Origin of the sequence: Geomesophilobacter sediminis, assembly GCF_016458275.1 — a bacterium.
Lineage (GTDB): Bacteria > Desulfobacterota > Desulfuromonadia > Geobacterales > Geobacteraceae > Geomesophilobacter > Geomesophilobacter sediminis.
Window position 1 is genome coordinate 257,527 of sequence record NZ_JAEMHM010000010.1, and the last position, 19,514, is coordinate 277,040.

Here is a 19,514-nt window from a genome sequence, read left to right on the forward strand (position 1 = left end):
GAGCAACATTTCTGTCGGGCTCGGATCTCTTTGAACCAGCGAGGCAGCCGACTTACGCGGTGGGAGCGCCTTTCCGGGCGCGATTCGTTAGAGCGGTTACCCCCTTCGGCGGTTCGCGCCTGGAAAGGCGCTCCCACAGTACCAGGAAAAAGGTCGCTTTACCCGCCAGGGGGCAGGGTCCTCCGGGCATCGGCGGCACCTTGAACCGAGCCGGAGCAAAGCGCATACTGGACCCATGGAACTATCCCAAAACGCGTTGAAAGTGCTCGAAGCGCGCTACCTGCTGCGCGACGAAGAGGGCCGGGTCATCGAGACGCCGGAGCAGATGTTCGCCCGCCTGGCCCGGGTGGTCGCCGCCACGGAAGCCGCCTACGGCGGGGAGGTCCCGCTCTGGGAACGGCGCTTTCACGAACTGCTCGGCTCGCTGAAGTTTCTCCCCAACTCCCCGGCGATCATGAACGCCGGCAAGGCAGAAGGGCAGCTCGCTGCCTGTTTCGTCCTCCCGGTGGAGGACTCGATGCAGAGCATCTTCGACACCCTGAAAAACGCGGCGCTGATCCTGCAAAGCGGCGGCGGGACCGGCTTTTCTTTTTCGCAGCTCCGCCCCAAGGCGGACCCGGTCCGCTCCACCGGAGGAATCGCCAGCGGCCCGGTCTCCTTCATGAAGATCTACAACACGGCCACCGACGTGATCAAGCAGGGGGGGGCCCGGCGCGGCGCCAACATGGGGATCCTCCGGGTGGACCACCCCGACATCCTCGAGTTCATCCGGGTCAAGCGCGACGCGGTGGAACTGGCCAACTTCAACATCTCCGTGGCGGTGACCGACGCCTTCATGGAAGCGCTCCGGACCGGGGGGGATTACCCCCTGGTCAACCCACGCTCTCACAAGACCGTCGGCAGCATAGCTGCGGCCGAGGTCTTTGCCGAGATCGTGGCCAGCGCCTGGTCGACCGGCGACCCGGGGCTCATCTTCATCGACCGGATCAACCGCGCCAACCCGACCCCGCTGCTCGGCAGCTTCGAAAGCACCAACCCCTGCGGCGAACAGCCGCTGCTCCCCTACGAGGCGTGCGTGCTCGGCTCGCTCAACCTCTCCCGCTATGCGCTCCCTCCCGGGCTCGACTGGGCCGCGCTGGGGCGGGATGTCGCCACTGCGGTCCGCTTCCTCGACGACACCATCGACGCCAACCACTACCCACTCCCCGCCATCGAGGCGATGCACAAGGGGAACCGCAAGATCGGCCTCGGCGTGATGGGGTGGGCGGACCTCCTGATCCTGCTCGGCCTCCCCTATAACGATCCCCGCTCCTTTGCCCTGGCGCGCCAGACGATGCGGTTCGTCAGGGACCGGGCCCGGGCGGCATCGGTCGGGCTCGCCGAGAAACGGGGAGTCTTCCCCAATTTCATCGGGTCGATCTACGACGCCGAGGGGATGCCGCGGGTACGCAACGCCACGACCACCACCATCGCCCCGACCGGGACCCTGGCCACCATCGCCGACTGCAGCAGCGGCATCGAGCCGCTCTTCTCGCTGGCCTACCAGCGGCGCGTGCTCGAGATGGAATTCACCGAGATCAACCGGCACTTCCTCGACAGCGCCCGAAAGGGCGGGTTCTACAGCGAGCGGCTGATGGCGCAGGTCCTGCGGCGGGGGACGCTCGCCGGCATTCCGGGGGTCCCCCCGGATGCGGTGCGCCTGTTCCAGACGGCACTGGAGATCCCGGTCGAGGGGCACCTGGAGATGCAGGCGGCGTTCCAGGAATACACCGACAATGCGGTCTCCAAGACGGTCAACCTGCCGGAAAGCGCGACCGAGGCGGACGTGGCGCGGACCTACCTGCTCGCGTATGAAAAAGGGGTGAAGGGGGTGACCGTGTTCCGGTACGGCGCCAAGAAGGGGACCTTGCTCCGTTTCGAGGATATCGACTGAACCTTAATAATAGTCGGATGACTTAAACTTTAATTTGTTATGGTATGCCTTTGAATTAATACTATCTCCCTTATTTTTTAACCCTTTTATTTATTGACACAATTTCTGCGCCGGGCGTAATATGAAATCAGAACTCATGACAAACAAAGGTCTTTGAAATCAACTTCAGTCATTGCGTTAGATAGGTAAGTGAAGTGGAGGTGTGGTTCAGACCAAAGCCGCTTGTCACACGAGTTACGACTCCCTGACAACAGCTCTCACGATGCCGCTAACGCAAGCTGGAGTTGGTAATTAGCGTTCAAACCGGTTGCACTTCTCATTTTCCGCAATGGGTGGAAAATAGGGGGCACGGGCCACAAGTTCAATCGCAGTAGGAGACTGAACCTCTCTCGCCCGTCAGATGTCTCGCAACCCGCACGTTGAACGCTAATTATTTATCGGGAAAGGTCCGGTGAGTCCTCACCGGGCCTTTTTCATCTCCACTCATTGAGCATCCTGAGGAGGTGAAACAGATGAGAGAGTCCACGAAAGAGCGTGTCGAGGGGAAATACCACGAAGCGAAAGGCAAAGTAAAAGAATATACCGGTGAAGCGATCGGCAAGCCCGACGTAGCGCTGAAAGGGCGGATCGAAAAAACTGCCGGCAAAGCGGAAAGCGCCCTCGGCAAAGCAGAGAAAAACTTCGACGACCGGAACCGGAAGGGACGCTAATCAGGCGTTCCGTAGCCTGGGTAACCAATAACCGGAAAGAAAAAAGGCCCGGCAGCAACCTGCCGGGCTTTTTTTATACCGTCCTCCCGTCGCTGCCGCGAGCCGCGCGCCAACCTGCGCCCCGCAACCACGGCTCAGCTCCTCCCCTCGCCGGGAGCACCCTGGGGGAAACCCCACCCCCGGTTCTTTTTCCCGCACTTTGGTCAAGTTCTCCCCACAAAACTCCGATAAGTCTCACGAAGATCATTTTCCGTGGAGTCGCCGATGAAGGTTCGCGTGCTCGAGGCTACCGGGATCAAATGCCCCCAGCCGATCATGAAACTCACCGTTATATCGCCCCAGCTGAAACCGGGGGAAATCCTGGAAATCGTCGGTGACTGCCCCACTTTTGAAAGCGACGTCCGCGCCTGGTGTTCCCGACTGAAAAAGACCCTGCTGTTCGTCCAGCAGGAGGCCGGCTACCGCAAACGCATCAGGATCCGGTTCTAAACGACCATCCAAAGGGTGACGCCAATGACCCACGGGAAACCGATCCACTGCTGGGAATACTTTTTCTGCACCAACGCCGAATGCCCCGCCTATCTTGATACCCGCCAAGCCTGCTGGCTCCTGGAAAATTGCCAGTGCTACCACCACGCCGGCATCGAACCGGAAGACCGTGGTCTGGTCTGCCTCAATTGCCCCGTCTTCGAACTCAGCGACGACATCGAATCAGTGCGGGCCTTCATCCGCAAGCGGTACTCCACCATGGTCGCGCGGGAACATATGGCCGAGCAGCGGATCCGCGGGCTCTCCGAGTCGTTCGAGCGGATCACCGAGGCGATCGAGAAACTGTGCCTGGGGGATCCCTCGGTGGTGCTGGAAATCTCCAGCGACAACCTCCTCGTGCGCCGGCTGGAAGCCGGGATCAACAAGCTCGCCGAGACCATCGCGGCCAACGTCGCCGACAGTCACGAGATCGCCATGGGGATCTGCGAACACTACGACGCCCTGGCCCGTATCGCCGCCGGGGATTTGAGCGTTACCGCCAGCGAGGATTCCAGCAGCGAGATCATCGCCCAGCTAGGGGTGCTGATCAACCGCTGCACGTCGTCGCTCGTCTCCACGATCCGGCAGCTCAAAGAGGCCGACGAGCAGCTGAGCTTCACCTTCCAGCAGATGCGCGACATCATCGACTTTCTTCCCGACGCGATGTTCGTGATCGACCAGCGGGGCGAGATCATCGCCTGGAACAACGCCATGGAGACGGTCACCGGCAAGCCCAAGTCCGAAATGCTGCACCAGTCCAACATCGCCTCCTCGCTCTCCATCTACGGCAAGGTCCGCCCGCTGCTCCTCAACTTCCTGGACCGCGACCTCGACGAGATCCGTCCGTACTACTCCTACGTGGAGCGCATCGGAGACAAGCTTTTTGCCGAGGCGCACGTGGAGGCGCGTGAGGGGAGGCCCGAGTTTTTCCTCTGGGTCACCGCCGCCCCGCTCATCGACCAGTCCGGCAACCGGGTCGGCGCGGTCGAGTCGATTCGGGACGTCACCGATTTCCGCAAAGCCGAGGCCGCCCGTGCCGACCTGGAGCACCAGCTCCGCCAGTCCCAGAAGATCGAGGCGATCGGCCTGCTGGCCGGCGGGGTCGCCCATGACTTCAACAACCTGCTCACCGCCGTCATCGGCTACACCACCCTGATCCAGGGACAGCTCGACCCCCACTCGCCGCTGCAGGGATATCTGAAGCAGGTCGCCTTCTGCACCGACCGGGCGACCAAGCTCGTCCAGGACCTGCTTACCTTCGGCCGCAAGCGGCTCATCCAGCCGCAGGTGCTCGACGTAAACGACGTGATCGCAAACCTCGAAGGGCTGCTGCTGAAGCTTCTGACCGAGGACATTGCGCTGGTCCTGCACCCGGAGGACGCGCCGCTTCTGGTCCTGATCGACAAGGGGATGATGGAGCAGGTGCTGGTGAACCTGGTGGCCAACGCCCGCGATTCCATGCCCGCCGGCGGGACCGTCACGATCCGCACCTCCCGCGAAGAGACTCCGCTGCCGCCGGCCCCCGGGCTGAAGGGGCACACCGATTACGCCGTCGTCTCGGTGATCGACACCGGGCTCGGGATGGAAGAGGAGCTCTTGGACAAGATCTTCGAGCCCTTCTTCACCACCAAGGAACTGGGCAAGGGGTCCGGTCTCGGCCTCTCCATCGTCTACGGCATCGTCTCTCAGCACGGGGGGACCATCACGGTGCAGAGCAAACTGGGGCAGGGGTCCGCCTTCCGGCTTTTCCTCCCCCTTTTGGACCAGGAGCAGGCCGTTTTGACCGGGCCGGAGCAGGCTGCCCAGCCGCCGGAACTGGTGCGCGGATCGGAAACGGTGCTTCTGGTCGAAGACGACGTGGCGGCACGCAGTGTCAACGAGGAGGTGCTCCGCATCGCCGGCTACCAGGTCCTCACCGCCGAGAACGGCCAGGAGGCGGTGCTGATCTACGGCCGGGAAGGGAGTCGGATCGACCTCGTCGTGATGGACGTCATCATGCCGGTAATGAACGGCCGCGACGCCTACGAAGCGATCCGCCGTATCGATCCCGGGGTCCGCTGTCTTTTCGTGAGCGGCTACACTGCCGACATCATCCACCAGAAGGGAAGGATCGACACCACCTTCGACTTCCTCGCCAAACCCGCCCCGCCCCATGAGTTTCTCAGGAGGGTCCGGACCATCCTGGACCGCCGGTAAACTTATCGGCCTGCCGCTCCCTGCCGCACCGCCCCGGGGAGGCCGCCCCCCCCTCGGCCGCCGGATTTCGTATACCCGCTTGATCATTGCGCCGTGAAACTGGTATCCTGTGAAGGTTGAAAACAGCCTAAAATTAATACCATACAACGGGTGCCCTAATGTTTAACGTCATCAGCAACGAACTTCTTGCCGAGAACCTGCACAAGATGGTGATCTCGGCTCCGCGCGTCGCCCGGGCCCGAAAGCCCGGCCAGTTCGTCATCGTCCGGCTCGCCCCGGGGGAGGAGCGGATTCCCCTTACCATCGGCGACGCCGACGCGCAGGCCGGGACGATCACCCTCTTCATCCAGGCGATCGGCGCCTCGACGCAAAAAATCGTGGCCACCCCCGCCGGGGGGGCGCTGCGTGACGTCGCCGGGCCCCTGGGCAAGGAAACCCACATCGCCAACTGGGGACGGGTCGCCTGTGTCGGCGGCGGAGTCGGCACCGCGGTGCTCTTTCCGCTGGTCAAAGCCCTGGCGGGAGCCGGCAACCGGATCACCACCATCATCGGCGGCCGTTCCAGCCGCTACATCATCCTGGCCGACGAGCTCGCCCCCCTTTCCGAACGCCTTTTGGTCACCACCGAGGACGGCACGCTCGGCAGCACCGGGTTCGTCACCGGCCCCTTGCAGGAGATGCTGGCCGATCCGGAGCGGGCGCCCCAGGCGGTCTTCGCGGTCGGCCCGGTGCCGATGATGAAGGCGGTCGCGGAGCTGACCCGCCCCCACGGCATCGAGACCGTGGTGAGCCTGAACCCGATCATGATCGACGGGACCGGGATGTGCGGCGGCTGCCGGGTCCAGATCGGCGGGGCGACCAAGTTCGCCTGCGTGGACGGGCCTGAGTTCGACGCCCACCTGGTGGACTTCGACGGCCTGAGCGACCGGCTCTCCAGCTACCGGAAAGAGGAAGCCGCCCGGCACGCCGCGACCGGCTGCCGGCTCAAGGAGGAACGCAGGTGAACAAATTGACGCCCAAAGAGCGTATGGCGATAGAGCGGGTGGTCATGCCGGAGCTTCCGGCGGACGAGCGGAGCCGCAACTTCGAGGAAGTGAACCTGGGGCTGAGCGAAAACCAGGCCTTCGAGGAGGCGCGCCGCTGCCTCCAGTGTAAAAACCGCGCCTGCGTTGCCGGCTGCCCGGTCGGGGTCTCCATTCCCGAATTCATCGACGCCCTGGCGAGCGACGATCTCCCCCGGGCCGCCAACATCCTGCGCGGCGACAACGCCCTCCCCGCGGTCTGCGGCCGGGTCTGCCCGCAGGAGACCCAATGCGAGGCCCGCTGCGTGCGGGGGGTGAAGGGGGAATCGGTGGCGATCGGCTTTCTGGAGCGCTACGTCGCCGACTGGGCGATGCACCACCCGGACCGGCTGCTGCGCGCCGAGCTCCCCCCCGCGACCGGCAAGAAGGTGGCGGTGGTGGGGTGCGGGCCCGCGGGACTCACCGCGGCGGGCGAGCTGGTCCGGATGGGGCACGGGGTGACCATCTTCGAGGCGCTGCACGACACCGGCGGGGTCTTGCGCTACGGGATCCCCGAATTCCGGCTCCCCAAGGAGATCATCGACCAGGAAGTGGCCCAGCTCACCGAACTGGGCGTGGTCATCGAATGCAACGTCATCATCGGCAAGACCCTCACCGTCGCGGAACTGCGCGAGGAGTACGACGCGGTCTTCGTCGCCAACGGCGCGGGGCTCCCGATCATGCTCAACATCCCCGGCGAGAACCTGAAGGGGGTGTACGCCGCCAACGAATTTCTGACCCGGGTGAACCTGATGGAAGCGGGGCGGCGCCCCGAGTCGGCCACGCCGATCATCAGGAGCCGGGAGGTCGCCGTCATCGGCGGCGGCAACACCGCCATGGACTGCGTGCGGACCGCGCGCCGGCTCGGCGCCGAGCGGGCCATGATCGTGTACCGCAGAAGCGAGGCGGAGATGCCGGCCCGGGTCGAGGAGATCAAGCACGCCAAGGAGGAAGGGGTCGAGTTCGTCATGCTGACCGCGCCGCTTGCCGTCACCGCCACCGAGGACGGCTGGGTAGCGGGGCTGCGCTGCCAGATGATGGAGCTCGGTCCCCCCGACGCCTCGGGGCGGCGCAAGCCGATCCCGATTCCCGGCAGCGAGTTCGACCTCCCCGCCGGGGTGGTCGTCAACGCGGTCGGAACCAACGCGAATCCGCTTTTGACCGCCACCGCGCCGGACCTGACGCTCAACAAGTGGGGGAACATCGTCGCCGACGAGAACGGGATGACCAGTATCCCCGGGGTCTTCGCCGGCGGCGACATCGTGCGCGGCGGGGCGACCGTGATCCTCGCCATGGGGGACGGCAAGCGGGCCGCCGCGGCGATCCAGGAGTATCTCAAGGGGAAATAGCAGGTTGCCGCCGGGTCCGATCACGCCAGCGAGAAATGCCGAACGCAAAAAAAGGGAGAGCCCGCTGTTACGGGCCCTCCCTTTTTTGCTGCTTTTCGGCGACGGCTAGGCCGCGGTGGCGGCCATCCGCTCTCCCTTCAGGCGCTTGTTCAAGGTCTGCCGTCCCATCCCCAAAAGCTTGCCGGCGATCCCCTGGTTTCCCTTGGCCAGCTTCAGTGCCTCCCGGATCATGTACTCTTCCACCTCGTCGATGGTCGGGAAGTGCCCGAACATCGCCACCAGCGGGTTGTCCTCCGCGTTGGCCGCGGGCCCCTGGGCCGGCGCGGAAAGGCGCTCGTCCCCGATGACCGCCCGGAAGCTCTCCATGGAAAGGATGCCGGAGGTATGCCGTACCACCGCGTCGAAGACCAGGGCCTCCAGCTCGCGGATGTTGCCGGGGAAGGAATACACCGACAAAAGCACCGCCAGCTCCGGCGGCGGGGTCGGCTTCTTCTTGTTGAGCGATGCCGCGGCGCTACCCAGAAAATGGTCCAAGAGGAGCGGGATGTCGTCGATCCGCTCGCGCAGCGCCGGGATGTGTATCCGGTGGGCGCAGAGCCGGTAGTAAAGGTCGTTGCGGAATTTCCCCTGGGCGATCAGCTGCTGCAGATCGCGGTTGGTCGCCAGCACGATCCGTGCGTTGCTTTTCTTGATGAAGTCGGAGCCGACCGGGTAGTATTCCCCCTCCTGGAGCAGGCGCAAAAGCTTGATCTGGGAGAATTCGTTCAGGTCCCCGATCTCGTCCAGGAACAGCGTCCCCCCGGCGGCCCGGGTGATGAGACCTTCCCGCGCCTGGTCCGCGCCGGTGAAGGCCCCCTTCTTGTGGCCGAAGAGGGTGTCGGAAAACATGTTGTCATCGAGCCCGGCGACGTTCAGGGCCACGAACTCGCCGGAACAGCCGCTCAGGTCGTGGATCGCCCGCGCGATCAGCTCCTTGCCCGCCCCGGTCTCACCGGTAACCATGATCGGCTGGCGGGTCCCCGCCACCACCTCGATGTACTGGAAGATCCCGCGCATGGTCTTGTTCTGGGTCACGATGGAGGCAAAGGCGTCCGGGTTCTTCAGCTTGTCGGTGAGGAGGCACTCCTTCAGGGCGGTGAGCTCGCTGGACATGCTGCGCATCTCCAGCGCCTTGCGCACACAGGAGACCAGGCGCCCCGACTCGACCGGCTTGACCAGGTAATCAAAGGCCCCCATTTTGACGCATTCCACGACGGTCTCGATGTCGTCGTCGGCGGTCACCAGGATCACCGGGATGTGCGGGAAGTCCCGGACGATCTTCGGCAAGAGCTCCAGGCCGGAAGGGGACGGCATGTGGAGATCCAGGACCACGACGGAGACCTGCTCGCTGGCGAGCAGGGGGAGTAGCCGGCTGCTGTCGGAAAAGGTGGTGATGTCTTCGAGGCCGGCGCTGACCAGGTAGAGTTTGGACGTGGCAAGGATATGCTCCTCGTCGTCGACCAGCACCACGTGCTTTTTGCTAATCATGCTCAGGCTCCTCCGCTTCCCCGCCCAACTACGGCCGGGTGCATTGAAATGTCGTGAATTCTATAGGGGTGCAAAATATATTACAAGGTTAATCTTTCCAATTGGCTTTATATTCCGCACCTTTGCAAAAAACCAGCAGTGCTTCCGCCCCTCACCGGTTCTCATCCTGCGACACCCCTGCCGCGACCGCCCTGGGCGCAAAACCCGCTATCGGCGCGGCTTCACCGCCGCATGGCTGTTGGCACGGATGTCGCTACCGGCGGGATGCGGGCCATACCGGGCCTGCCGCAGCACATCAAACCCACCCGGAGGGTGCGCATGGAACAACCGGCTATCTTCTCGGCCACGCTCGGTCTATCCTATCCCTGGCATGTCACCGCGGTGGCCATCGACCCGGACGGAAACCGGCTGGACATCACCGTCGACTGCTACCACGGCAACTGTTTCATCTGTCCGTCCTGCGGCTCGGTCCGCCCCCCGAGCCTCCTGCTGCCGGAAACCTGGTTACACCGCGACTTTTTCCACTACACCACGTTCCTCCATGCCCGGGTCCCGCACGCCAACTGCTGTGGCGAAAATCTCTCCCTGGAGCGCCCCTGGGCGCGGCACGGTTCGCGGTTCCGGCCGGTCCACGAGTAAGCCCCGGTAAGGCCTCCTCCGACTCACCCCGCCAACCTTTTAACCGGCAACGCCGGCTCGTCTTCCGGCGGCTCCGGTTCCGGCCCCCCCGCTCCGGCCCCCGAAACCGCGGCGAGCCGGACCACGAAGGTGGCCCCTTCCCCCGGCCGCGAAGAGAACTCGAGCTCCCCGCGGTGCTCCTTCACGATGGAGCGGCAGATGGATAGCCCCAGGCCGGTCCCCCCGGCGTCGAGCCGGGTCGTGAAAAACGGCTCCATCATCCGGGCCGCCACTTCACTGGTGATCCCGCACCCCTCGTCCTTTACCGTGATGGTTACCTCCCGGCGCTCCGCGTCATAGCCGGTACTGAGCCAGATCGCGCTCTCCCTCCCGGGCAGCGCCTGGCAGGCGTTCATCAACAGGTTGACCACGACCTGGCCCAACTGCTGGGCGTTGCCCCGGCAGCGGGGGAGGCTTTCCGCCAGCTCCAGGTGGAAGTTCTCGGTATGCCGTACCAGGACATGCCGGAGCAGCATGACCGCCGAGTTGGCGACCTTGTTGAGGTCCACCTCGGTCGCCTCGGTCGACTGCTCACGGGCGAACCCCTTGAGGGTGTTGATGGTGTCGTTGATGCGCCGCGCCCCGTCCAGCACCCCGGCGAAGAGCACCTTGCTGCACTGTTCGAACTCGGAGCAGGGGATGCCGCCGATCAGGAAGTCGCCGTTTTCCTCCCGGTAGGCGCGCAGGATCTTCAAAACGTCGTCCCAGCCGCGGGCCAGGAACTGGGTGTTGGCGACGATGATGCCGTTGGGGTTGTTGATGTTGTGCGCCACCCCGGAAACCAGGAGCCCCAGCGAGGTCATCTTGTTCGCCTGGATCAGCCCCGCCTGGATGTTGCGCGCCTCCTGCTCCAGACGGACCTGCTCGGTGATATCCCGCAGGGTGCACCAGACCACTTCCGTCCCCTGCAGTTCGAGGACCCTGCGGTGCACCGTTACCACCAGCTCGCGGCCGTCCCGGCGCCGGTTGGTCACCGTCTCGAGCTGAGAAATCCGCTGGGCGTCGATGCCGCAGATCACCCCGTGCATCAGCTCCAGGTTCTTCCCTTCCGCGACCAGCTCCAGCCCTCCCCGGGCCAGCTCCTCCCGGGTATAGCCGTACATCTCCTCCGCAGTGGCGTTGACGTCGATGATGCGGCAGGAGTCCCGGTCGAGAAAGATGATGGCGTCCTCGGAATGCTCGAAAATCAGCCGGAAGCGGGCCTCGCTCATTCTGAGCTCCTGCTCCATCACCCGCCGCTCGCTCATGTCCCGCAGCACGAGGAGGTATTCCACCCCTTCGTCGGTAACCACCCGGCTGATGGTGACATCCAGGTTGATCGCGGTCTGATCCCTGCGCCTGCCGCAGATTTCGTGCAGCTGGGGGCCCGCCCCCTTCCCCCCCGCGACCGCGTTCCCCTCCATGGCTTCGATGACGCTTCCCGCCTCGGGAAAAAGGAAGGAGAGATGGGTGTCGACCAGTTCGTCCCGCTGGTAGCCGAAGATCCGCTCGGCGGCCGGGTTGCAGTGCCGGATGGCGCCGTCGGTCCCGATGCTGATGATCCCCTCGTTCACCTGTTCCAGGACCACCGTGGCCCGCACGCAGTCGGCGCGCCCCTTCCGCAGCAAGGGGCGGATCACGAACAGCCAGAGCAGCGGCGAGATCACGGTGGTGGTCAGGAACGCGTCGATGAGCCGTGCCGACAAGGAGGGAAGATCGGCGAAGCGGTGGGCCATGGTGAGTTCCTGCAACAGGTCGGCCAGGAAGATCATCACCAGGAGCAGAACGAACAGGGTGAGCGGTACCTGCAGCAGATCGGGCAGAAAGCGGCCCCGTTCCAGCTTTCTTCTCCGGGTGAAGAGCCACCAAAGCGAAGGGGCGCTCAACAGCGTGGTGAGGCAGGCATCGGCAACGTCGGCGATTTCCGTGGTGGCCTTGGGCATGACTGCCGCGGTCACCAGCATGGAAATCCCCTCGGCCAGATACACCCCGGAGAGCCCCTGGAGCAGCAGCACCAGGGTACGGTGGAACAGCTGGCGATCCTGACGCACCGGGTAGAGCAACAGGAAGGAAAGCGGAATGGCGATGGTCAGGGTGAGCGCCCCGGCATCGATCACCATTCCCGGAATCGGGTGCAGACGGAAGGCGTTGTCGAAGGCCCGGCTCACGGCCAGCTCCGTAAAAAACACCATCACCAGCATCAGAATCAGGGTTTGTACCGAGTTTTTCAGATGCGTCGGGCGTTGCGGCATGTCAAATGACTCCGAGGTACTGTCAGAGCGGTCCGGATCGTGACAGACGATATTTTGCGTACGGTACAATTTCGCAGATATTCCTCTTTATGCAAGGAAGAAATTGATTATAAGTATCCAAAAACATAGGTTTTGGCGGCGAAGCTTACGGTGATGTCAGTTAGCAGGGTTCCTTGTCGGTGGATTTGGTAGCGGAAGGGGTTTTTCAGCCAATCCCCCGGCATCTTCTTCCCGGGCGCGTTGGTTGCCGCCGGAGGAGGGACGAGATTCCCCTGCCGCGCAGCGGAGGGTGCTTCTTCGATTGAACCGGGGCGCGCCTTGCCCTTAGAATGAAGGAAAGGGAGCTGCAGCATTCTTTTGGAACGGTGCGGCCAAGGAGATCGGAGATGACGGGACCGAAGCGGAAACTGCAGGAGCGCCTGCACCTGGCGGGACTGGTGGTGCTGGTGGCCGGAGTGGCGGGAGGGCTGCTCATCTACTTCACCGCGACGGAGGTTCCGGATGCGGTCGACCTGGAGGAGTCCAAGGTGTACCTCCGCAACCTGGAGCTCTACGGCGGCAAGGCGAACATCCTCGCCACCGACCTGAGCAACTGGTTTTACGGGTTGTGGCAGGGAAAGAGCCTGGGGGTCACCGTTGCCGTTATCGGGACCTTCATCGGGCTGTTGCTCCTTTTCGTGGCCAAGCAGGTAGCGGATGACGAGCGGTGAGTAGGTTGGGACTTCGAGTCTGCGGTGGGAGCGCCATTTCTGGCATGAATAACGGACGGTTCGCGCCTGGAGAGGCGCTCCCACCGGGTTTGGTACCGGCCATACCGGGATTCCCCCATTTCTCTCTGAGCCACCGTCCCTGCTGTCATAATTAATAGCGATTTACTATCAAGGGCGGGGGGTGCTAGACTGAAAGTAGACGAAGGAAGTCGTCTGACAGAGGAGGTACGCCATGGAATTCTTCATTGCGGTCGGTATCTTCGCTGCGGTCGCATCCGTTGCCCTGCTTAGCTACCAGGTGTCTCAGTATTATCGAACGCACCGTCGTCAGGATGAGCCGCGTTAGTACTACCACTGCCTTTCTTCACAAAGAGCAGGTCGCGAATCCAAGCGACCCGCTGCCCAAAAACAGCAAGGGCGGCCCAATGGCCGCCCTTGCTGTTTTCCTATGCTCAGTTTCGAATCGCTACTTCTGCGACAGGCGGTGCACGCACTCGACCATGAAGATCGCGTTCTCGGGGGGGACGGTCGGGAGGATGCCATGCCCCAGGTTGAAGATGAGACCGGGACGGCCGGCGTTCTCGTCGAGGACCCGCTTAACCTCGCGCTCGATGATCTCCTTCGGAGCGAAGAGGACGGTCGGGTCGAGGTTCCCCTGGACGGCCATGTCGCCGAGGATGTCACGCGCCTTGCCGAGGTTGATGTGCCAGTCGAGACCCATGACGTCGCCGCCCGCCTGCTTGACGATCTCGAGCATGGTGCCGGCGCCCTTGACGAAGTGGATGACCGGGACGTTGGTACGGTCGAGACCGTTGATGAGGCGCTGGGTGTAGGGGAGGACGTAGCGCTCGTAATCGGCAGGGGAGAGCATCCCGCCCCAAGTGTCGAAGATCTGGATCGCCTGGGCACCCGCCTTGATCTGCGCGTTTAGGTACTCCATGTCCATGGTGGTGATCTTTTCCATGAGCGCCGCGTAGACCTCGGGCTCGCCGTACATCATCTTCTTGAGCGCAGCGAAGTCCTTGGAACCCTTGCCTTCCACCATGTAGCAGGCCAGGGTGAAGGGGGCGCCGCCGAAACCGATCAGGGGGACCTTGGTGGCGAGTTCCTTGCGGAGGAGCTTCAGGGTGTCGAGGACGTAGGGGACGTCGGTCTCCATCTTCGGGATCTTGAGCGCCTCGACGTCGGCCATGGTGCGGATCGGCTTTTCGAAGACCGGGCCGGGGGTGAAGTCGAGCTTCATGCCCATCGGCTCGATCGGGGTAAGGATGTCGGAGAAGAGGATCGCTGCGTCGACCTTGAGGATGTCGACCGGCTGGATGGTCACTTCGGCCGCGAGTTCCGGGGTCTTGCAGAGCTCGAGAAAGGTGCACTTGGAACGGACCCGCATGTAATCGGGGAGATAGCGCCCCGCCTGGCGCATAAGCCAGACCGGCACCGTATCAACCGGCTTTCCCCAACATGCTTCCAGAAAACGTGTATTCATCTGATTCCCTCCTAATCCTAAACGTAGTGTCCCATCGACATAACAGCAATGAGGGGGACTGGCAGCTCAAGGAGCCAGTCCCCTGATAACAATCACCTGCTGACTTCTTCGGCTATTTCTTCTGCAGCTTGAGCGGGATGTAGTTGCAGAACGGTTCCTCTTCCATGTAGTCGCCGTAGACCGCATCGGCACGCGCGCGGCAGCCGCCGCAGACGTTGAGGTACTCGCACTGGCCGCACTTGCCCTTGTAGCTCTTGAAATCCCGGAGCTTTTGGAAGATCTCCGAGTTCTCCCACAGCTCGCGGAACGGGGTCTCTTTCACGTTGCCGGCGGTCTTGTGGAAGTAGGAGCAGGGTTTCAGGTTGCCGAAGCAGTCGATCAGGCAGATGGTCTGCGCGGCGATGCACCCCTTCCCCCCGCCGGTCGAGAAGGTGAGCGAGCGGCGCTCGAACTTCTCCCCTTCCGCCTTCGCCTTCTGCGGCACGATGCGGTAGTAGTGCGGGGCGCAGGTCGGACGCATCAGGATCTCGTCTTCCTGCTTCTCCTGGTGGTAGTGCCAGTCCAGGATCTCCTCGTAGTCCTCTTTGGAGATCAGCTCGTTCATGATCTCTTCGCCGCGGCCGGTCGGGACGATCATGAACATGTACCAGGCGGTCGCGCCCAGCGACTTGGCGAGCTTGAAGGTGTTGGCGATGTCGGTTTGGTTGCGCTTGGTGAAGGAGGAGTTGATCAGGAACTTCTGGCCGTGCTTGCGGAACAGCTTGGCGGCGTTCAGGACCCCTTCGAAGGCGCCCGGGCAACTACGGAAGTCGTCGTGCACCGCGGCGGTGGAGCCGTCCAGGGAAAGCGACACCATCTTGATGTCGGCCTTCTTCATCTTCTCGCAGACCTCGTCGGTCACCAGGGCACCGTTCGAGGCCATGCACATGCGCAGGCCGAGCGAAGTCCCGTATTCGGCGAGTTCAAAAATGTCCGGGCGCATCAGCGGTTCGCCGCCGGAGAGGACGACGACCGGTTTGGAGAAGTCGGCGATTTCCTTGAGGAGGTTCTTCCCTTCCTCGGTGGTGAAATCCCCCTCGGAAGAGGTGAGGTCGGAGGAGCAGCGGCAGTGGACGCATTTCAGATTGCAGCGCTGGGTGGTTTCCCAGGCAATCCATTTCGGAATAAACTCTTCAGCCATGGTGACTCCCTACGTAAGACTTCGAAACTCACTCCCGGGGAAACGACTGGATCTTGCGGCGCCGTCCGTGTCACAAGCGCCCCGCTGGTTCATGCCCAAGGGGGCGCTAAATGGGCCGCGGTCCGGGAAACGTCGGAAAAATGTACTATGAAAGGCGTGAGAAACTCAAGAAGAATCGGTTACTGCGACTTTTTCGGCTATTCGGACATCTTTCGATCGAAGGTGAAAACGGCAATGAGGAAGGTGACCGTGGCGCTGACCATGAGGTTCACCAGGTAAAGGGGAGGAATCTTCCCGGTGAGCAGGGCATCGCGCGCCCCCTCGAACACCGCCGTGGTCGGCAAGAGCTGGATGAAAGGAAGGATGGCCGCGGGATAGGAGGAGAGGGGAAAGAAGATCCCGGCCATGAAGATGAGGGGCACGATGACCACCGACTGCACCCGGCCGATGTTCTCCGGCTTGTCGATGACCGTACCGCAGATGGTGCCCAGGCAGGAGAAGATCATGGAAGACAGGGCGATGCAGAGGAGATAGGCCGGCAGGTGGGAATAGTCGATCCGGAAGGGGGTGAGGAGAAGGATGACCAGGAAGACGACGGCTCCCTTGATGGCGCCCTGGGAGAAACCGGAGAGGATCTTGCCGATCACGATGTCGTAGACGGTGATCGGGGTGACCCGGTATTCCTCGATGGTCCGCTGCACGCGGCGGTGGAACCACATGCTCCAGGAGCTTTCGTCGAAGGCGGCGTTGACCGCGGTCATGGAGATGAGCCCCGGCGCGATGAAGAGAGGGTAGGGGATGCCGCCGACGTTGTTGATGTACCCCTTGAGGCCGAAGCCGAAGGCGAGGTAGAGGGTCAGGGGATAGGCGATCACGGCGAGCAGCTCGGAGAAGATGCTCCTTTTCAAGACCAGAAAGTCCCTACCCCAGATGGAAAACGCGCCGCGAAACATAAGGACCTCGATTCAAAGCCCACCGCAGAGGTCGCGGAGGGGCGCAGAGGGTTTTTTCTTCCCGCCTTCATTCTTGCTCTGCTTCAGCTCTTCCGTAAAGGGCGGTGTCGCGAGCCTTGGCCGCCGGAAGTTGGAACTACTGTGGGAGCGCCTTTGCAGGCGCGAACAAGGTCGGATCTTCGCGCCAGGAATGGCGCTCCCACCGGGTTGGCAGCCTTGGTCCAATAATTCAGCCTCCAACCTTCGTGTCTGCCATCCCGGATACTCGAAGAAAAACAGACGGTTTTCCTCTGCGCCCCTCCGCGTCCTCTGCGGTGCGCTTTGCTTTGGTGCGCTTTAGTTTCACGCGTTTCGCACCTTCTTCCCGGTCAGCGCGATGAAGACGTCCTCCAGCGAGGGCTCCTTGAGCGAGATCCGCTTCAGGTCCGCCCCGGCGATCACGTCCATCAGCGGCTTCAACGATTTCTCCCCGTTCAGGGTCAGCCGCAAACAGTTCTCGCTCCGCTCGATGGAGGTGATGAACGGCTGCTCCTCCAGGATCTTTTGGTACGCCGCACCGTCGCCGCAAAGCTCCACCTCGTAGACGTGGGCATGGGAGAGCGCTTCCTTCAAGGCCGCCGCACTCCCGTCGGCCAGGGAGACCCCGTTGTCCATGATGACGATCCGGTCGCACAGGGTGTCCGCCTCGTCCATGTAATGGGTGGTGAGAAAGACGGTCATGCTGTGGCGCAGCTGGCGGATGTAATCCCAGAGCGCGCGGCGCGACTGCGGATCGAGCCCGGTGGTCGGCTCGTCGAGAAAGAGAACCAGGGGGTTGTGGACCAGGGAACGGGCCACCACCAGGCGGCGCTGCATCCCTCCGGAGAAGGTGTCGGGAAAATCGTGCTGCCGGGAGGTCAGCCCGGTCATCTCCAAAAGCTCGTCGATGCGGGGGTTGTACCGGGCGGCGGACATGCCGTGGAGTTTGCCGTGCAGGACCAGGTTTTCCCGCGCGGTGAGGTAGCGGTCCAGGTTGTTTTCCTGGGGGACGACGCCGATTACCTCACGAACCTTCTTGGCGGCGGTGAGGATGCTGTGCCCTTCCACGACGGCATCGCCGGAGGTCGGGCGCATCAGGGTGGTGAGGATCTTGATCAGGGTGGTCTTGCCGGCCCCGTTGGGACCTAAAAGGCCGAAGACGGTGCCGCGCTCGACCTCCAGGGAAAAACGGTCTACCGCGGTGAAGGTGCCGTAAACCTTGGTAATTTCGCGGAGCGTAATGGCGCTGGACATGGTGGCTCCAAGGAGGTGGGCTGGCGCAGGGACCTAAGGGACACCAGGGACACCAGGGACACCAAAAAAACCTAAGGTCATTAAACGACCAAGCGGGGCGGTTAGTCCAGCGGAAACAGCAGCGAGAAGACGCTGCCCCCCTCGTCGGTCACCCAGACCGCTCCTTCGTGGACGTCCATGATACCGCGGACGATGGAGAGCCCCAGGCCGCTCCCCTTGGACATGAAGGCGGTGTCGCCGGAACTGTGGTGCCCGATGTCCCCCACCCCGTAGAACTTGTCGAAGATCCGCACCCGCTCCTCGGGGGGGATGCCGATCCCGGTGTCCTTCACCTGCAGCAGGTAGTACCGTTTGGCGGTCGCGATGCCGTGGGGGAACTCGTGGTAAAAGGGGCGCACCGTCTCGGTGAAGGGCTTCAGTTCGGCCCGCTTGAGCACCCGCCCGCCCAGGTGCACCTCGCCGCCGTCCGGGGTGAACTTGATCGCGTTCTCCATCAGGTTTTTCACCGCCAGCATGGCAAAGCTCTCGTCGACCGGCACCTGGGTATCGTCCTGGTCGATGGCGACGGTGATGTGACGCTCGGAAAGGGGGAGATGGAACATGTCGTGGACGTCGCGGCAAAGCCGCATCAGGTTGACCGGCCTTTTCTGGGGGAGGGTCCCCTGGGCCTCGATGCGCGAGATGGAAAGGAGATCCTCCACCAGGCGGCGCAGCTGCACGATCCCCTCGTAGACCGACTCGAAGATGTTGCGCTGCTCCGGGGTCATCTGGATGTCGCTGTACTTGAGCAGGAATTCCGCGCCCCCCATGATGGAGGTGATCGGGGTCTTCAGCTCGTGCGAGGCGATGCCGATGAAGTTGTTCTTCACCGTGTTGAGCCGCCCCAGCTCCTGGTTCGCCCGCTCCACCCGGTGCAGGTTCGCCTTGAGCTCTTCCTTGCTCCGGTAGAGCTCCTGGGCCTTTTCCTTCATCCGGTCGTAGAGCTGGTAGTTCTCCACCAAGACGGCAAGCTGGGAGCCGATCGAGGAGAGGAGGAAAATGTCGCGGTCGCTGTAGCGCCATTCCGGTGAGGCGATCGCCACCATCATGGTCCCCATCACCTCCTGCCCGATCCGCAAAGGAATCGCGCACCAGCAGTGAAGCCCCATCTCCCGCGCGGCGTCCTGCGCCTTGCCCGGGAACCGGACGTCCGGTCCGTCGGCCCCGAACGGCTTGCCGGCGGTGGCAAGCTCGCACCACTGGCTCTTTTTGGGAATGTTGGCCAGCGCCTGGTCGAAGGCCCGGGTGGTGCCGAGGCTCGCCTTGAGCTTGAGCCCGCCGCCCCGGTTCCAGAGATGGATGCAGGAAAAATCGACCTGCAGCATGTTATGGAGCTGGAAGAGAAGATCCCCCATCACCTTTTCCATCCCCTGGGTGACCTGGAGCCGGAAGGCGACCGCGTAGAGGGTCAAAAGCTCGCGCTCGCTGGCCCGCTTCTCGTCCTCCATCTGCTTGCGCTTGGTGACGTCCTTGATGATGAAGACGGTGGCGGCTCGCTCGTTGCCGTCCAGGCGCATCGGGTAGCTGGCAACGTTGAACCACCCCTTGAGGCGGGGGAAGGTGAAGTCTTCTTCTGGCTCGCAGCACTGCTGTCCCATAGACTCTAAAGTAGCGCCAGCTGTGGATTTGGCGTATTTTTGGGTGGTCGAAATAGGTGCTCG

Annotated in this window: 15 protein-coding genes; 8 read left to right on the top strand and 7 right to left on the bottom strand. The window is 63.0% G+C overall.

The genetic code is table 11. The features are described from left to right. The first annotated feature begins 235 nt into the window (after nt 1–235). The 6 genes from JFN93_RS13880 to gltA all read left to right on the top strand — a co-directional run bounded on the left by JFN93_RS13880 (nt 236) and on the right by gltA (nt 7,777). Nucleotides 236–1,933, top strand: a complete 1,698-nt coding sequence (locus tag JFN93_RS13880) for an adenosylcobalamin-dependent ribonucleoside-diphosphate reductase (protein ID WP_199384691.1) — start codon at nt 236–238, stop codon at nt 1,931–1,933. Between the two features lie 512 nt (nt 1,934–2,445). Next, entirely contained in the window at nt 2,446–2,643 is a 198-nt protein-coding gene (locus JFN93_RS13885; protein ID WP_199384692.1) for a CsbD family protein, read from the top strand. A 264-nt stretch (nt 2,644–2,907) separates the two neighbouring features. After that, on the top strand, nt 2,908–3,132 hold the full coding sequence (locus tag JFN93_RS13890) for a sulfurtransferase TusA family protein (RefSeq protein WP_199384693.1): 225 nt from the start codon (nt 2,908–2,910) through the stop codon (nt 3,130–3,132). A 24-nt stretch (nt 3,133–3,156) separates the two neighbouring features. Then, entirely contained in the window at nt 3,157–5,367 is a 2,211-nt protein-coding gene (locus tag JFN93_RS13895) for a hybrid sensor histidine kinase/response regulator (RefSeq protein WP_199384694.1), read from the top strand. A gap of 158 nt (nt 5,368–5,525) precedes the next feature. Next, nucleotides 5,526–6,371: a sulfide/dihydroorotate dehydrogenase-like FAD/NAD-binding protein gene (locus JFN93_RS13900; RefSeq protein ID WP_199384695.1), complete on the top strand. Its 846-nt coding sequence runs from the start codon at nt 5,526–5,528 to the stop codon at nt 6,369–6,371. After that, the gene (gene gltA / locus JFN93_RS13905) at nt 6,368–7,777 is read left to right on the top strand and encodes an NADPH-dependent glutamate synthase (protein WP_456237433.1); all 1,410 of its coding nucleotides are present in this window, start codon (nt 6,368–6,370) and stop codon (nt 7,775–7,777) included. Before JFN93_RS13900 ends, gltA begins: the two co-directional genes overlap by 4 nt. A 105-nt stretch (nt 7,778–7,882) precedes the next feature. Here gltA and JFN93_RS13910 read toward each other — a convergent pair whose 3' ends face one another. Continuing rightward, nucleotides 7,883–9,304: a sigma-54-dependent transcriptional regulator gene (locus JFN93_RS13910; RefSeq protein WP_199384696.1), complete on the bottom strand. Its 1,422-nt coding sequence runs from the start codon at nt 9,302–9,304 to the stop codon at nt 7,883–7,885. Between the two features lie 318 nt (nt 9,305–9,622). Here JFN93_RS13910 and JFN93_RS13915 point away from each other — a divergent pair, with 318 nt between their 5' ends. Then, on the top strand, nt 9,623–9,943 hold the full coding sequence (locus JFN93_RS13915; protein ID WP_199384697.1) for a hypothetical protein: 321 nt from the start codon (nt 9,623–9,625) through the stop codon (nt 9,941–9,943). A gap of 23 nt (nt 9,944–9,966) precedes the next feature. Here the strand turns inward: JFN93_RS13915 and JFN93_RS13920 are convergent, their stop codons facing one another. After that, a complete protein-coding gene (locus JFN93_RS13920; RefSeq protein WP_199384698.1) occupies nt 9,967–12,213 on the bottom strand; it encodes a PAS domain S-box protein in 2,247 nt (748 codons plus the stop codon). A 386-nt stretch (nt 12,214–12,599) separates the two neighbouring features. On the opposite strand from JFN93_RS13920, the gene JFN93_RS13925 reads away from it, so the two are divergent. Then, nucleotides 12,600–12,923, top strand: coding sequence for a hypothetical protein (locus JFN93_RS13925; RefSeq protein ID WP_199384699.1), 324 nt, complete (start codon nt 12,600–12,602; stop codon nt 12,921–12,923). 466 nt (nt 12,924–13,389) lie between these two features. On the opposite strand, the gene hemE is transcribed toward JFN93_RS13925, so the two are convergent. The 5 genes from hemE to JFN93_RS13950 all read right to left on the bottom strand — a co-directional run. After that, nucleotides 13,390–14,409, bottom strand: a complete 1,020-nt coding sequence (gene hemE / locus JFN93_RS13930; RefSeq protein ID WP_199384700.1) for a uroporphyrinogen decarboxylase — start codon at nt 14,407–14,409, stop codon at nt 13,390–13,392. A gap of 112 nt (nt 14,410–14,521) precedes the next feature. Next, nucleotides 14,522–15,589: a radical SAM/SPASM domain-containing protein gene (locus tag JFN93_RS13935; protein ID WP_199384701.1), complete on the bottom strand. Its 1,068-nt coding sequence runs from the start codon at nt 15,587–15,589 to the stop codon at nt 14,522–14,524. 197 nt (nt 15,590–15,786) lie between these two features. After that, nucleotides 15,787–16,542 carry an ABC transporter permease gene (locus JFN93_RS13940; protein WP_199384702.1) on the bottom strand — a complete coding sequence of 252 codons (756 nt, stop codon included), beginning with the start codon at nt 16,540–16,542 and terminating at the stop codon, nt 15,787–15,789. Nucleotides 16,543–16,884: 342 nt separating this feature from the next. Continuing rightward, a complete protein-coding gene (locus JFN93_RS13945) occupies nt 16,885–17,814 on the bottom strand; it encodes an ABC transporter ATP-binding protein (RefSeq protein WP_199384703.1) in 930 nt (309 codons plus the stop codon). A 101-nt stretch (nt 17,815–17,915) separates the two neighbouring features. Further along, a partial coding sequence (locus JFN93_RS13950; protein ID WP_199384704.1) for a GAF domain-containing sensor histidine kinase occupies nt 17,916–19,514 on the bottom strand: 1,599 nt, incomplete at its 5' end.